This window comes from Lysinibacillus sp. JNUCC 51 (assembly GCF_015999525.1).
GTDB classification, from domain to species: Bacteria; Bacillota; Bacilli; order Bacillales_A; family Planococcaceae; genus Lysinibacillus; species Lysinibacillus xylanilyticus.
In genome coordinates this window covers 4,690,439-4,706,017 of record NZ_CP065545.1, presented here as the reverse complement: position 1 = coordinate 4,706,017, position 15,579 = coordinate 4,690,439, and the positions used below count along the sequence as shown (strand labels likewise).

Sequence of the window (15,579 nt, the reverse complement as noted above, 5' to 3'; positions counted from 1 at the left end):
TTCGCTTATAGATTATTGTAATATTTCACTAACAGTTACAAATTCGTAGCCTTGCTTTTGCAAGTACAGAATTACGTTTTCCAAACCGTTTGCTGTCGTTTGATGAATATCATGCATTAAAATAATGCTGCCATCTTTCACTGATGCTTTCACATACGTTAATATTTTATCAGCATTGCGATGCTTCCAATCTAGCGTATCAATTGACCATAGAATAGAAGGCGTCGTAATGACAGAACGGACTTTATCATTCGTTGCACCATATGGTGGACGGAAAACCGTTGGATATTGATTGATTGCTGCATAAATAGCGTTGCTAGTTCGATCAACCTCTTGTTTAACATTTGCTGTCGATAAGGTTGTTAACTTTGAATGGTTCCATGTATGATTGCCTATTTCATGGCCCGCCTCATAAACTTTCTTTACGATTGCTGAATTTTTAGAGGCATTTTGCCCAACCATAAAAAATGTTGCCTTTGCATCATATTTCTTTAAAGTCGCTAAAATTTGTGGGGTAACCTTTGCATCTGGCCCATCATCGAATGTTAAAGCCACACGCTTTTTTTCCCCTTTCGCTACTGGTACACCTTTATTGTATACTTTATTACCAGGGATTTGGATATTTGCCAGCTCTGAAGCTTTAACATAACCCTTTTGTTCACCTGCTTCTACATAGGCCCAGCCAACTAGCGTCGTATATTGCTGAACGACTGTTTTATTGGCAATCGTACCAAGAACCTCGCCACTTGGGCTGGCAGTTAAACGAAGCACAGCACCATTAGCAGCATTTACTCTTTTTTTTGTCGCAATAGGTTTCTTTAAAGAATTTGTTGCAACATAGCCTGTTTGATGACCATATTGGACAAATGACCAACCCCCAGGTGCTGATCCATATACAAAGATAATACTGTTTTCATTAAGTAGTCCCGCTTTTTGTGCACTTGGACTAGGATATGTAAATAAAGTTGTTCCACCTTTTTGCGTCACTAAATATTTTTCAGATGTAATGCTTACTAATGCAGCCGTTTCTACATACCCCTCTAGCTGTTGCACTTTAATTCGAGTCCATTCCTTACTTACAGGTGTAGCGGTTACATAACTACCTTTCACTACTTGACCGATTTCGGTACTTTCTACGGAAGGCTCTACATAAACTGCTGTGTCTTTAACGACTGATTGGATAACGGATGTACTCTCGGCTTTTGCAAAAGCATTATCAACAAACACAAAACTGATTAAAAATGTCAAAATAATAGCATAGGGAAAAAGTTTTTTCATTGTTCTACACCGACCTTTTCATCACAGATGTCTTTTCTCATATGTTTTTGTATAGGATTCGACTCTAATTATAGAATAATAGATTATTCCAGAAAATAGTAGGAATCAACTAGTTTTTTTCTTTAATAAATTTACGTTTTTTGGTAGCCAGGATTAACGGCATATTGTTAAATTGTTTGTTGATGCTAAAAAGTTTTCGCCTTTTCTTCATCAAAATTCCCCCGTGGACATCACTTATTTAATACGTACCCCCCCTTTTAAATCCGAATATTCCCAATGAATATCGTGTTAGCAATTTTTTCTAACTTTCATTATAAAAGGCTCTCAAAAAGCCTTTTTTGGGTGCTTGAGCAGTGCACCCTATTAATAAGACGTTTGAAATGATTTAAAAGTTATTATTTTTTCATATTTTTTCCTCCTATAGCATCGTACGCCATAAGAGCATCGTCAATATGGAATGGTGGGGTCCAAGCCTGCCCATTCGCATTAGTTGTAATGAAAATATATTGTTTACCATCTTTTTCGATAATAGAAGCTAAGCAAAGACCTGCTTCAGGTGTGTAGCCCGTCTTCCCTCCCAATATCGCGCCTTCCTCACCTGGTATTTTCGCTAAAAGTGAGCTTGTTATCGTTAATTCATTTGGGACATGAGTCATATAACTTTTCGAAGTTAAGATTTGATAAAACGTAGGATTTTTAATGGCATAACGAAATAGCTTACTTATATCACGGACACTGGAGACATGAGCGGGATCATGTAATCCGCTGGCATTGACAAAATGGGTATCGTTCAGCCCTAATTCCTGTGCTTTATTATTCATTAGTGTTACAAATGCTTCTTCACTACCCGCCATCATATCTGCAAGTGTTCCTGTAGCATCTGCTCCTGAAGCAAGCAGTGTGCCATATAATAAATCCTCTATCGTCACAAAATCTCCTGCCTTAAAGCCCGCCATGGAGGCATTTTGAGCAGTAAATTTAGAAATCGTTTGTGGTGTAACGATTGTTTGCTTCTGCAGATCATTACTCATTTCAATGGCGACAATCGCAGTCATAATTTTCGTTAATGATGCAGGATAAATAATGTCGTCTGCATTCTTTTCGAATAATACATCTCCTTTTTCATTCAACAACAAAGCATTTTTACTATGTAACGAAGGTAGCTCTACTTGCGTTTGTTCAGGTGTTTTATTTGTATAATAAAAAAAGAATACAGCTGCACATATAAAACAAAATAAGACAAATTTTTTCATAAAAAAACGCCCCCCACACATTATAATAGGAGGCAATTATGAATATTCCTGTAGGAAATTTATGAAGAAATTCTTATGGTTGATTTTTATTAATAAAAATCATCGAAATCCGAACAAATTCTCGTTATGTCTTTATTCGTTAATTTAAAAAATACATCCTGAGATACTTCTAACCTCAGTGCATCTTCTTTCTTTAAATCCGCATATATTCCTCGTAAAATACGACCTGTTAGACCATGTGAAATAGCTATAACTTTCGGTATATGTTGAATGTCTTCTAGCCAAGCACTTAGCCTATTCACTACCGCGTCATAAGCTTCTCCATTAGGTGCATTAAAATACCAATTATACACGTCTGTGTTATGAAAAAGATTGGGCCAAGAACTTTCGATTTCTTTCGTTGTTAACCCAGCCCATTGTCCCACAGCAACCTCGGTTAAACGATTATCTTTTTCAACATTCTTCAAATCATATCCAATTGTTTCACAAATTATTTCAGTGCTTTGCATGGCTCTTCCTAATGGACTCGAAAAAATCTTCCATTCATTTGGATTTCCAATTAAACTTTTTAGCATTAAAGCATTTTGTTGTACTTGATGTACACCCATTTCTGTTAATGGAGAATCGAGCTCTCCTTGGTATCGTCCTTGTGTATTAAATTCAGTTTCACCATGACGAAGTAAGTAGATCGTTTGGTTCAATATTGTTTACCCCTTTCAGAAACTACCATATCAGGCTCTATTATTTGGATTTTAATAATAATTGTAGGAAAAATGTTCTCTTTATTTAAATAACGTATCGCAAAGTATATAATTTTAGAAACCTTTTTCATTAAATGAGATAAATTCCTAATTTTAATAATAAGAAGATTCTTTTTAATAGGCAATGAACAAGCTTAACGAATATTTTTATATATCATCATGTCTAATTCCGATACTATTCATTAATACCACAGCTTTTTTTGTTAAATTAAATTGGAAATGAACCTTCTCTAACTTTAATGGATTAAACTGAGGATTCACTTCTTTAAAATCGTTTAATGAAAATCCATAATGTTGAAACACTGGTTCCGTAGTGTTTCCTGGATCGGGAAACGGACTTTTTAGCAGTTTCCCATTTATAGCAGGAGTCAATTTGGAAATATAGCTAAGAGGCAGGCTTGCCTGATTGCCATTGCTGTCTTCTACTGTGACTGTAAAATCTATTAGCTCCTCCTGGCTTTTCTTCTCTGCTTCTTTTCTACCATCTGCAAGTGAAAAAACGATAGAAGTGTTCTGCCCAATAGACAGTCCTTTTTCAGGGAGAGTCATCGTGTAAAAGGCTGGGGAAGATTGATTATTTAAATCCCATCCTAAACGAACAGCATAATAATCTGCTTCGTCAAATTTCATTTTGACTTTTTCCTCTTTCCATTCCTTCAAATTCTTGCCGAACAGTCTACCACCTGGAATAGTGGTAGTGTTGAGATCAATATCTTCATTAAACGTAGCAATAAAGGATGTTTGTGAATCAGAATAATTAGTGATATACATAGTATCAGGAAGCCATTCTTTAGCGTAGCCTAAATCTTTAAACACCTCTTTGTATCGTTTCTTTTCTTTCAATGTAGTATCTAAGAAAGCGGATATCAATACTTTAGCGATGGTTTCTTGCTGATCGCGTGGCATAATTTGCTTTAAGTTAAAAAGTTGATTAGCTGTGCCTGCTAAATCACCTCGTTCCCATCCTTCATTGAATTGCCCATGATTGGCTCCGTAGATATAGACAGACGCACTCATATAATCATCCTTATTAGTATAGGTAATCCGATTAAACTGATTAGAGCTTTCGAAGCTACTCACGTCCATATCATGCGCCCCATGAAGTGCCAAATAGTTTATGTTTTTTAACGGGAGTGGTTTCCCCGATGGTAAAAATTGACCATCAACACCTGCAATTGAAATCAGGGAGCGGATAGAGAAATTATAATCAAATTGAATGTTGCCGTTATTAGGAGGATGTTCCAAGTCGTTAAAAGCGGCAGCAATTGCGATCGCTTCTCCACCTCGGGAATGCCCAATCAGCGCAATTTGTTTCATATCTACTTTTTGATAAAATAAATTATCTTTATGATTGTTCCATTCTTTCCACGTCTGTAAATGCTCCAGCAATAATAAACCTCTTGCTGTATTCTCATTCTTTAGTGGACTGACCACAAATAAATCATTAAAGGGTGAACTATTAAGGAAATTTTCATCTACAGATACAACAATATAGCCTCTACTTGCAAGAAGGTTCCCTAAATAATCGTACCCCGTATCAGAGTAATCTGTCATTAAATGATTACCATGAACAATCATTACTAATGGAAACTGTCCTTTCCCTTCTGGATACCATACATGACCATTTAATGGCATTGCTTCAGGTCCAAAACCGAGTGTTTTCGTTCGAATAGAAGACCACTTTTCTACAAAATGGCTAGCATCAACTGGCTTAGTTGTCAAAGAGGTTTTTTGATTAAATTCTTCTCGATAAGTATTCGCACTGCCATAAGTGAGCTTTTTAACTGGATAATCACCCGGTTTCGCGGGATTATTAAGCAAAGTATTATCATAATGTTTCGATGTTTTAAGCTGCTTTAAAATAAATTTTGGGGTATTTACGTCTCCAGGTTGAATCAGCCAATAACTACCTACCCCAATTCCAAGAGTCAGCATACATAAAATTACGAGAACGCTAGTTTTTCTATATTTGGTTGCATTTTTATAGCTGCCCTTCATCCATTTGTAAATTAGTGCACCCCACAAAGAAACGACAACCGTTATTAATAAAATAAATGGAAATGTGATAAAGCAGAGCAAAAGAAATGTAAGTGAGGTGAGCAGTACCCAGATAAAACGACTTGGAATTTTTTTCACGACATGTAATAAAAGAGTGATAAAACCACTTAACAATATAACAGCTAAAATAAACACGAGCATTCCAATAGCAAAATCAAAAAAACTGCGTTGGTGCAATAAATATTTTCCTTGTATCAAAATCAATAAAAATGCCAAAGTACTTAATGCGATTGCTGCACCTTTCCATCCTAATGACAATGGCTTTAAACTCTTTCCATTTTCATAGAGCTTTCTTACAAGATAAACACTCTTTTTCTTTAATGCTTGCAAATTTTCCAATCCTCCTGGTCTACAATCTTTATAAAGAATATTCTATTTGTAGGTTACAGGATGACTCTTTCCTGACGCTTTCACTTTTCTTGCAATAATCTTACAAATAATAATTGGTTAGGCTCTCAGCATTTTTTGGTAGGGATAGTATGAAACTTGTCTGGTTATCAGTTGTCAGAGTAATTTCTCCACCATGCTTTTCGATAACTTGTTTGGCAATCGCTAGTCCTAATCCTGTTCCTCCATCGCTCTTACGCGATTGATCACCACGTACAAAAGCTTCAAAAATATTTTCTTTAATTGCTAGTGGAATGCCGACCCCATCATCTTGAATATGAATTTCAATGCCTTTTTCCTTTGTAAACAGCTTCAATTGCACAATTGTTCCTGGTGGATTATATTTTAATGCGTTAGAGAGAATATTAGAGACAGCTCGGTATAACCATGTAGCGTTGAATGTAAAATTGATTTCACCCTCAGGAATATCAAATTGGAACATAAATTTCTTTTCTATAAATACCTCATAGTACTCTGCAGCGATTTCTCTCATGAATTCTGCTATATCTGCAGTTTGAACTCTAATAGGATAATTAGGGCTATCCAGTTTAGATAATTCAAAGATGTCGTCAATGAGTACTGATAACAGCTCAGCTTTATCAGAGATTAAACGTAAAATCCGCTGTCTTTGCTCTTCTTCGTTAATTAATCCTAATTCCAGCGCTTCGATATACCCTTTAATGGAGGTAATCGGTGTCTTTAGGTCATGAGAGAGATTCACAAGCATACGTTGCTTATTTTCTTCTAATCGCTGTTTTTCCTTTTCCACTTGCTCTAGTAGTTTTGCCATAGCATTAAAATCATCCTGAATTTGAGCAAGCTCAAAACTTGCTTTAAAGTTTAGTCGTTTATTGTATTGCCCGCGAGCAATTTCTCGAATACCGTGTGCAATTGAACGAAGCGGAGTGGTAAGACTAGAAGCAGTCCATTTTCCAAAAATGTAAACGGCTATAGTTAATAATGAAAGGAATAGAAGAAGTGTTTGTATAAGCATTTTATAAAAGATTTGTTCTTTATCTTGGTTTTCTTGGGCTGTTTGCGCAAAATAATTAAGAATCTGCTCATTTAATACAAATAATGAAAAAGCCGCAATAATAGAAATTGTAAGGAAGAAATAAATATATGTAATAATCAATAAATGTTGGAGTCGATTCGGTGACTTCATGGGCTCAACTCATCTTTCTTGGCAAACCGATACCCAAGGCCGCGAATGGTTTTTATATATACTGGTTTTCTTGGACACTCTTCGATTTTGTCACGAAGTCTGCTAATTTGGACCATAATTGCATTGTCGTCAGCAATATAATGTTCATTCCATGCACGTTCAAAAATTTGTTTTTTAGTAAAGATGCGTCCTGGCTCACTCATCAAGAGCTTTAATAGTTTATATTCTCGAGCACTAAGAGGAATCCCTTTTTCTTTGATATATAGTACACATTCGTGGTGAGACAAAAGTAAATCCCCCAACTTCAATTGAGAGGGCGGTTGGATGGATAATAAGTCATTAAATTCATATGACCTCCGCAATTGGGCTTGAATTCTAGCAGTTACTTCTAAAGGACTAAATGGTTTAGAAATATAATCATCTGCACCTAGCTTTAGTCCTGTAATTTTATCGTAGTCCTGATTTTTGGCAGATAGTAAAATAACAGGAATTTTATATTCTTGACGAATCATTTGTAGCAGTTGATAACCATCGATGAATGGCATCATAATATCTATAATGGCAAGGTCAACTGCTTGATTTTTTAACTGATTGAAAGCTTCCTTGCAATCGTACGCTTCTAATGTAGAATATCCTTCCGCTTTCAAATAAAGTTTTAGCAGATCTACAATATCGGGATCATCATCAACAATCAATATTGTTTTTGACATAGGTTAACCTCCTTCATTTATCTGTAATATATTCTATTTATCTAATATTCATTTCCTTTTTGATGTTAGTATTGAAAGGTAAATGAAAGATTTCTATTAGTCCCATTTAATTTGTCGGAACAGTTAGTACTGAAAATATTCTTCGAAACAATTTTGTTTGAGGCTATATGTTTGGCCTGCTTTATTGGTTGTTACAAAAAAGCTGTGCTATCCTATAAAAAAAGACCGTCTGTATCTAGCTTTGTGATAACTAACGGTCGCTTGAAACTACTAAACTATTAAAATAATAGATGTAGAATTACTAAATATTCTTAATCCTTCATACACCAGCACATTTCTATATTTTGTTCCAATATGAATAAAGGAGCTGCCAACATCAGTCATATAATCGCTGCAGCAATCCCATCTCATAGCCTCTTGCTACTGCCCCAACCCTTGACTTGACATCAAGCTTTTGGTTAATAGCCGCCATATGATACTCTACCGTGCGCTGGCTCATCGCAAGTTCTGTTGCAATTTCTTTATTTGTCTTCTCCATTGCGATTTGCTTTAGTACTTCCTTCTCTGTCGGCGTTAATTGATCAGCTCTCGGTAATGTAGTCATTTTCTCCGGGACGAGCCGCAGTCCAAGCATGCTCTGCCGAATGGCATTTATAATTTGTGGATAGGTCGCTTGTTTGGATAAATAGGCATGAATCCCAATCTCGTAAGCTTTATGCACATATTCATCATAGACATAGCCTGACAGCACGATTAGCTTGATTGCTATATCGTAGGTCCGCTTTATTTCTGTTGCCAGGTCGAAGCCAGTCATACCAGGCATTGAAATATCAATAACAGCTACGTCCGGTTTAAGTGTATCGATACATCTAAGCAACTTGTGTGGATCATTGAATGTCCCGATGACCCTCATATCCTGTTCACGCTCCAGCCGGTTCTTCAATCCTTCCATGACGAGCGGATGATCATCGAGCAGTAGCACCTTGATCGGTTGTTCCATATTTCGTTTCACCTCCCTGTTTCGGTAACCTAATGCGGATAATTGTCCCACAGCCAGCATCCGAGTTTATCTCGATTCTACCTCCAAATTGGGCGACTTGACTACTAATCGTGACAAGTCCAAATCCTCGAGAATCACTCCGAATACCTCTCATGTTTACTGGATCGAATCCAATGCCATCATCGCTTATCTCTCCGCAGATCGCATCATCAGTTTCCCATAACCGAATCTCCAGCTTCTGCGCCTTCGCATGCTTAACTACATTATTGGCAAGCTCTCGTACAATGCGAAATACCGTCATCTTGTATAATGAAGGCAATGTTTCTGGCAGTCTGTTTTCCAACTTAATCGTTGGTCCACCGTTCTCTTTGACTATCCTAGCGAGCCAGAGCATTGCTGCACCCAACCCTGCCTGATCGATAATATGCGGGTATAAATCGTCGCATAACACTCGAATGTCTCGTTGCGTATCGTACAAACATTTCAACCAGACGGCGGTTAGACCCTTGTCGCTCTGACCTGTATCGTGCAGTTCTTCCAGATCACGTGCAAGAAAGATCAGATTTTGCAAAATATGATCATGCAAGTAGTATGATATTCGAATCCGCTCTGCCTGCTGTGCTTCTAGCAATCTGAAATCCGAGTCCCCCGATAGCCCATTTCTCGCTTCACGCAGCTCGTCAAGTAAAGTAGCACCAGTTAGCAGACGAACGGTTTCCAGCCTCACTTTGTCGATTAGGCTTAGCTCTTCCGTTGTAAAGGACGTTTTATTTTTTTTCGCACCAAGTCCCAAATAGCCCATGACCGTTCCATCGGGCTGAACAAGATCCTTCACCTCTGCGAATAAACTCTGGCCAGGTTGATGGAAATTGGTTATTTCCTGCATTTCGGCAAATGGACCTGTTCCGTACATAATGTCTTCTTTTCCGCGATTCCAGATGAAGTAAAGTCCTTCAATGTCTGTCACGCTATGGATAAGTTCTGCTGGCATTCGTAACAGGTCATGACTATTTCGATATTCAACGAGCCTAATTGACATTTCTAGCTGATGCTGATTTAGACGATCTTCCCGCTTCTCACGTTTCCGTTTGAAACTATATAGACTGAGCCGATGCAGCAGTGTAAGGACGGCGAACGCACCGCACAATGTAAGTGTTGTCAAAGATGCACTAGAGCGAATAAGCGCGGCAATCAGTAGTGTCGCAAACCCTGCATACAAACCATGGATAGCTAAGCCGGGTAGATAGAAACGAATGTCGAGCATCTTCTGTCTAGTCCATAATGACAGGATGGAAGCTGGGAGGACAATGAGACCTAACAATGTCATATCCGGCAAGGCAATGTTTTCCCCCCATAACAAATCAGGGAGCGCATACAGAAACAGGTATGGCATCAGCCCAAATGTCAAAGCCGTAAGAAATATCAACATCCGGTTTTTTTCAGCGCGATCCATTGAGCGCCAGTATACGATTGCAGTGGCGAATAGTGCTAACAATATACCAATCAGAGCGATATGAAGAGCATTCCGAGTCCACCCCGGGATAGCTCCCATCGAGAAGACTAGTAGGACATATATGGCTAACAAAGCAGCCAGTACCCTGTAAGTAGCCATCGCTGAACTAATCCATTTTGGGACAGAGCGAAACACAAAGACTATAAAGAAGGCAAACAACATGTATGGTAACCAACTTGCAACGACGGGCAACATCAATCCGGTAAGCGTAGTCTCCGTCGAATAGACAGACAGCAGCGTGACCGCCATGAATACATTTAGTGCATAAAAGCGGCGTACCATATAGGACTCGGGTTTGTTCCGATAAGCAACAAGCCCTATGGTTAGTAGAGTCAGCTCTGCGCAGGCTACGAATAAGCTCTTATAAACATCCGACATTCCTGGGGCGCTACGCAATTCGAATTGGCCAAAACCCTCGCGCTCGAACTGAAGGGTACCTAATCGCTTCAGATAAGCGCGATCACCGAGCTTCATTACTTCCGGCTGTTGACCGTTGACCGCTAGAAGCTTATCGCCCATACGGATATCCCATCTTCTCGCCTGACCAGCGGAATCGATAGAATCTACGATCCAGGTGCCACTATCTTCGCGAAACATTAAGCCTGTATATGGATTCAGTAAGGTAATGGCATGAATATAAATCGCAATAATCAGGAATAACAAGGCTGAACTGTAAACTGCCAAATTATATTTGCGTGCAATTCCCGGCAAATTGCTCACCTCTCTTCAAGTGTATTACTTTTAAACAGCTGATGGAGTACGTGATAAACTATACCGCTTCACACGCCAACCAAATACAGAGTAATTATTCCCCATACAAAATTAACGAACAGATGTAGCAGAATAGCGCCGTATATATTTTTACGTAGCTTAACCAATATTTCTTCCGGGATGAACATGGCAAGCGGTACGAACGACCAGTTCATCGGGATTTGCCACATATGATAAAACTGAAAAATAATTGCAATCCATAACCAGTCGAGTCTGAGGCGTCCTACTTTACGCAGCAAATAGCCCCGAAAATAGATTTCCTCACCAATAAAATTGCCAATCAGACCAATTAATAACAAGAACAATGGAAAATCATAGTATCCCTGATTGAAAATATGCCACTCTCCCATATGGAATGCTGAGAATCCGTTTAGCCAGTTGAACAACGGTGGAAACACGTATTTCATATAAGGCAGCGATACCAACGTGAACAATATCGTCAAGATTGGAAAGACGATCAACAATCCTTTCAGGTCGAGCCTAGCGAAGCCAAGGTATACGAGCGATTCCTTGAATGAAAGCCGATCCTTGTAACGCAGCATTAGGAACGGTACTAGCATATGCCAACCAATGGACATGACGGCGAGCGCAAAGAACTGTACATATGCAGCGGATATGCCCAGCCATTCCATCATTGGCTCGCGTAACGGATAAGTAAACAAGTACGCGAACAGACCGGGCAGCAATCCCAAAAACAGATAGAAAGCAATTTCTTTCTTCGTTTTCGCCTCAAACTTACGGACAAAATGGACGTAGTTCGGATCGGACAAATTAAAAAAATTGACGAATTTACGGTAAATTATGGACATAGCGAAATCCCTCCATATAATCTCAAAATGAGCGTTAATTTCTTGAAAGCTCTTTGATCATAGCTGACTTCGCTGTCAATAGAATCCGTAGTTCACTTCAATTTTTGGCCTGCACACGCATTATTTTTTGCGTGATCACGCAAAGATCCCAGTATTGCTTTTTAGCACGCTCAAACTTCTTTTTACATTCATGTTACATTACAACTTATTCAATATTTAATTGCTTGATGGAACATGCCCCAGCATGATTGTTGCTGCCGCTTCGCTTCCGCACAGAAAAACAATGCGTCCGGAATCGGCTTTGAAGCGGCAGTTTTCTTTTGCGCGCAAGCGTAGCATCAGCGCAGATGTTTTTGTTGTTGGGGCATGTCTCTTAATATTTACCATTATTAATTCCTATATATAATTATATTGAATATATTTATAAATACACCAAAAATATCAAACTGATAATAAATTCAGATATAGAGGTTGAATCCTTTAAAGCCACAGTTATATGCACATCTAATCTAAGACGCAAAATATGAATTAGAAGAAGTCCCACCATCTTGGAATGTTTTCTTCTCACATAAAACTTTAAGGTATTTTATCCCATATAAACGGGCAGTAAAAGTACAATTAGAGAATAAAAATAATCAGTGAGGGATGAAGAACCCCCACTGATTAAAGTTTTGATTTATTAAAACAAGAGAATGATATAGACAAATCCAAAGAACAAACATAATGGACTGTACATCCAAGTATCGTATTTAGCGAACTGTGAATGTTTTATTTTTTTAAAAACCCCAACATATTTAAAATCACCAATCGCACGAATAGTAAAAACTATAGCACAGACAATACTTCCGATTTTAGATAGACTATTCGCTTGAAAGCTCTGGAAATAATCACCTTGAACAACTATTATGATACTAGCCAGTAGAATAAGAATAGCAACGAATAATGTTCCCCATTTTCTTGGGGTAAATGCAGGTTTATGCTCTCCTTCTTTTACTGGGATCACAGCGGAAGAACCCCATCGACCTCCAAAAGCCCAGTACATATGCAAAAAACTGATAAACCACAGAAACCCTACAGCTATAAATGGTAAAATTGATTTCATATATTTACCTCCAATGTCGTAATCCCCAAACATACACTACCGTATGTTATATTAAAAATTTTGTCCCTTCAGGCTCTATAACCATATTAGGGACGTTTATAATCATGTAATTAATTATGTCTCGGCATAATTCCGTGTCATCTGCCGGAGGCTTTAACTTCTTTCGGTGGATATTTGGTCAACTGCTGAAAGAAGTTAAAAGCTTCACCATTTTATCAATTTCAAAATTAGGATTTTCTTCAAACCTTGTCATCCATCCTACATACGTTAAATAGGCAAGTCTTGCTCTATCAATCGATTCAGCATTGTCTATGCCCTTTTTTTGATACAATTTCGCAACACAAGAAATTCTTTGTTCTTCAATATTCACTAAGCGTGCTGCGACAACAGGATCATATTTTGCCCAAGTATAAATTCCAATCTCCATTTTTTTATCCGGATTAAAACTAATTTGGAATAGCTGTTCTAACGATGCATCCTGTTGCTCCATACTTTGAACAATCAGCTTTGTAGCATGTACTTCCCAATACTCAAGCATAGAATCTAACAGCTCTTGATGGTCACGAAAATAGTGATAAAAGCTCCCTTTACTTATTTTTAGTAATCGAGCAAGTGCTTCGATGCGAACTTTATGTATTCCTTCATCAGCTAATTGTTGTAATCCTGCTTTTATCCAATTTTCTCTCGTTAATTGCATAACTTCTCTCCACTTAGATACGGTAGCGTATGTTTTTTGTTAGATTACTACCACTTTCATTTTTTGTCAATTATTCACTCCCTTATTTTTTGGAACTTTAATGTTATTGCTGATCGTTACATTTATAGTCATGACCCTTGGTAAAATACATGCGCCTACTAATATAATCGCTAAAAGTTTTTTCATCTTCAATCTCCTTTTTTGGTTACTTGTCTTTGACTAAGGGTTAAAATCACTTTTGTTTATTGATTCATATTTATCCACAGCTAAGGCCAAGTTTTTTTGATTACTTGACCTCAATGACAACTACAGAAAACACTCGTAACTGCCGTTCCACTTTCGCTACATAAATAATCGCTGAAAGAAGTTAAAATGTATTATCAAATAGATGTTCTGCTACACCTAGTAAAATATCTTTCTCTTTAAACTCCATTAATTCTTCTCTTGTAATCGACTTCTGTTGAATTAAACGGTTTGATTGAATAGTCACGAGCTTTTCAAATATGTTCCGTATATATCGACCGTTCGAAAAGTTTGGAATTGATTCGACTGGAATTTGATGCAATTGTTCCTTCATATGATGTGCAAATACGTCACCATACTGGTAATCATTATTTTTACAAAGCATGGCAAAAATATCGTAAAGCTCATCTGTGCTAAAATTATCAAACTGCACAAAATGATTGAAGCGGGATTTAAATCCTGGATTGGCAAGCAGAAATTCCTCCATGAGCTCTGTATAACCAGCAACGATAATAACTAAATCATCTCGTAAATCCTCCATCGCCTTTAATAGGCTATCAATCGCTTCTTTACCAAAAGCGTCCTGTTTATCATTGATCAGTGAATAGGCTTCATCTATAAAAAGTACGCCACCTTTTGCTTTATTCACAACTTCCTGGACCTTCAAAGCTGTCTGGCCAACATATCCCGCTATCAAGCCTGCACGATCTGTTTCCACAAAATGCCCGCTTGAAAGTACACCAAGATGCTTATATATTTGGCCTATGATACGCGCCACTGTTGTTTTTCCTGTACCTGGATTTCCAGAGAACACTAGATGATATGTTATAGGGAAGCTTGTTAAACCATGGTCGACACGCAAACTTTGGATTTTTATGAAGTTAATTAGATTATGTAATTCCTTTTTGGCATTTGGAAGTCCTACAAGTCCATCCAGCTGCTTCTGTAATTTTTCAATCTCTCGCTCTATTTCTGGTGTTATTCGTAAACGTTCACCGTTAATGAATTCACCGCTATAAATAATTTTTCCTTCTTCATTAAAGTAATCTCCTCGACCGTGCTTTTCTCCATTTACAAGGTCTCCGATATAGGAAGCTTGTCCATTAGCATAATAAAGAGTACCATGTCCGGTCATCGCATCCTCTTTAAATTGTCCCTCAGATACTAGCTCACCTTGCCTGGAATAGTTCTTACCTTTACCATGTTTCATATCCTCAAAGAAATAACCTTCATACTGAAGGGATGTTACACCCTTTGCGAGCTCCTCAGTACTTGGCGATTCTGGTGCATAGTAAAGCTTTCCAGCACCTTGCATATGATTCCAAATAAAATCACCTTCATATTGAAAAAAACCACTTGGATAGTATTGTTTTCCCTTTCCTTTCTTCATCCCATGGACAAAATCACCCTCATATTGCGGCTGATTTAAATGTGGATACTGTTCACGAGTCTCTTTAAATGGAGCAATAATATCTTCCTCATAATACAAAATCCCGTATCCTTCCATTAAATCATTACGAAAATGCCCCTCGTAATATACCTGACCATCCTTATATAAAATTCCATTACCTTGTTTTTTATTTTGAATAAATTCGCCCTGATAAATCATTTGGCCTTTTAAATACATGATGCCGTTACCTTGCTTCATATGATTGACGAATTCTCCCTCAAATAAAAGCTCACCTTCTTCGTCAAATAGTGTACCCTTTCCATCATAAACATCATGACCAAAGTCATTTTTCTTCACACCGCCACGATACATTAATGTACCATCTGGATATAATATATCTTTTTCTTCATGATTATATGTCATTTGATTGCCACCCTTTATC

The 15,579-nt window shown here is 37.7% G+C and carries 13 protein-coding genes; all 13 read right to left on the bottom strand.

The features are described 5' to 3' along the window. Positions 1-12: 12 nt before the first annotated feature. Positions 13-1,278, bottom strand: coding sequence for a polysaccharide deacetylase family protein (locus JNUCC51_RS22710; protein WP_337989879.1), 1,266 nt, complete (start codon positions 1,276-1,278; stop codon positions 13-15). A gap of 395 nt (positions 1,279-1,673) precedes the next feature. Then, positions 1,674-2,531: a D-alanyl-D-alanine carboxypeptidase family protein gene (locus JNUCC51_RS22705; protein ID WP_337989878.1), complete on the bottom strand. Its 858-nt coding sequence runs from the start codon at positions 2,529-2,531 to the stop codon at positions 1,674-1,676. 89 nt (positions 2,532-2,620) lie between these two features. Further along, entirely contained in the window at positions 2,621-3,232 is a 612-nt protein-coding gene (locus JNUCC51_RS22700) for a histidine phosphatase family protein (RefSeq protein ID WP_337989877.1), read from the bottom strand. A gap of 207 nt (positions 3,233-3,439) precedes the next feature. Then, positions 3,440-5,680: an alpha/beta hydrolase family protein gene (locus JNUCC51_RS22695; RefSeq protein WP_337989876.1), complete on the bottom strand. Its 2,241-nt coding sequence runs from the start codon at positions 5,678-5,680 to the stop codon at positions 3,440-3,442. A 100-nt stretch (positions 5,681-5,780) separates the two neighbouring features. Then, complete coding sequence (locus tag JNUCC51_RS22690) at positions 5,781-6,902, bottom strand: sensor histidine kinase (protein WP_337989875.1); 1,122 nt, start codon at positions 6,900-6,902, stop codon at positions 5,781-5,783. After that, positions 6,899-7,612, bottom strand: coding sequence for a response regulator transcription factor (locus JNUCC51_RS22685; protein WP_337989874.1), 714 nt, complete (start codon positions 7,610-7,612; stop codon positions 6,899-6,901). Before JNUCC51_RS22685 ends, JNUCC51_RS22690 begins: the two co-directional genes overlap by 4 nt. A 376-nt stretch (positions 7,613-7,988) precedes the next feature. After that, positions 7,989-8,612 carry a response regulator transcription factor gene (locus JNUCC51_RS22680; protein ID WP_337989873.1) on the bottom strand — a complete coding sequence of 208 codons (624 nt, stop codon included), beginning with the start codon at positions 8,610-8,612 and terminating at the stop codon, positions 7,989-7,991. Beyond that, positions 8,578-10,836: an ATP-binding protein gene (locus tag JNUCC51_RS22675; RefSeq protein WP_337989872.1), complete on the bottom strand. Its 2,259-nt coding sequence runs from the start codon at positions 10,834-10,836 to the stop codon at positions 8,578-8,580. The genes JNUCC51_RS22680 and JNUCC51_RS22675 overlap by 35 nt, the downstream gene beginning before the upstream one ends. A gap of 68 nt (positions 10,837-10,904) precedes the next feature. Beyond that, the gene (locus JNUCC51_RS22670; protein ID WP_337989871.1) at positions 10,905-11,705 is read right to left on the bottom strand and encodes a CPBP family intramembrane glutamic endopeptidase; all 801 of its coding nucleotides are present in this window, start codon (positions 11,703-11,705) and stop codon (positions 10,905-10,907) included. Positions 11,706-11,921: 216 nt separating this feature from the next. Next, entirely contained in the window at positions 11,922-12,092 is a 171-nt protein-coding gene (locus JNUCC51_RS22665) for a hypothetical protein (RefSeq protein ID WP_337989870.1), read from the bottom strand. Between the two features lie 292 nt (positions 12,093-12,384). Then, positions 12,385-12,807, bottom strand: coding sequence for a DUF3995 domain-containing protein (locus JNUCC51_RS22660; RefSeq protein ID WP_337989869.1), 423 nt, complete (start codon positions 12,805-12,807; stop codon positions 12,385-12,387). Between the two features lie 178 nt (positions 12,808-12,985). Further along, positions 12,986-13,504: a TetR/AcrR family transcriptional regulator gene (locus JNUCC51_RS22655; protein ID WP_337989868.1), complete on the bottom strand. Its 519-nt coding sequence runs from the start codon at positions 13,502-13,504 to the stop codon at positions 12,986-12,988. Between the two features lie 367 nt (positions 13,505-13,871). Continuing rightward, positions 13,872-15,560 (bottom strand): AAA family ATPase, encoded by a 1,689-nt coding sequence (locus JNUCC51_RS22650; protein ID WP_337989867.1) that lies wholly within the window; start codon positions 15,558-15,560, stop codon positions 13,872-13,874. Positions 15,561-15,579: the final 19 nt, after the last annotated feature.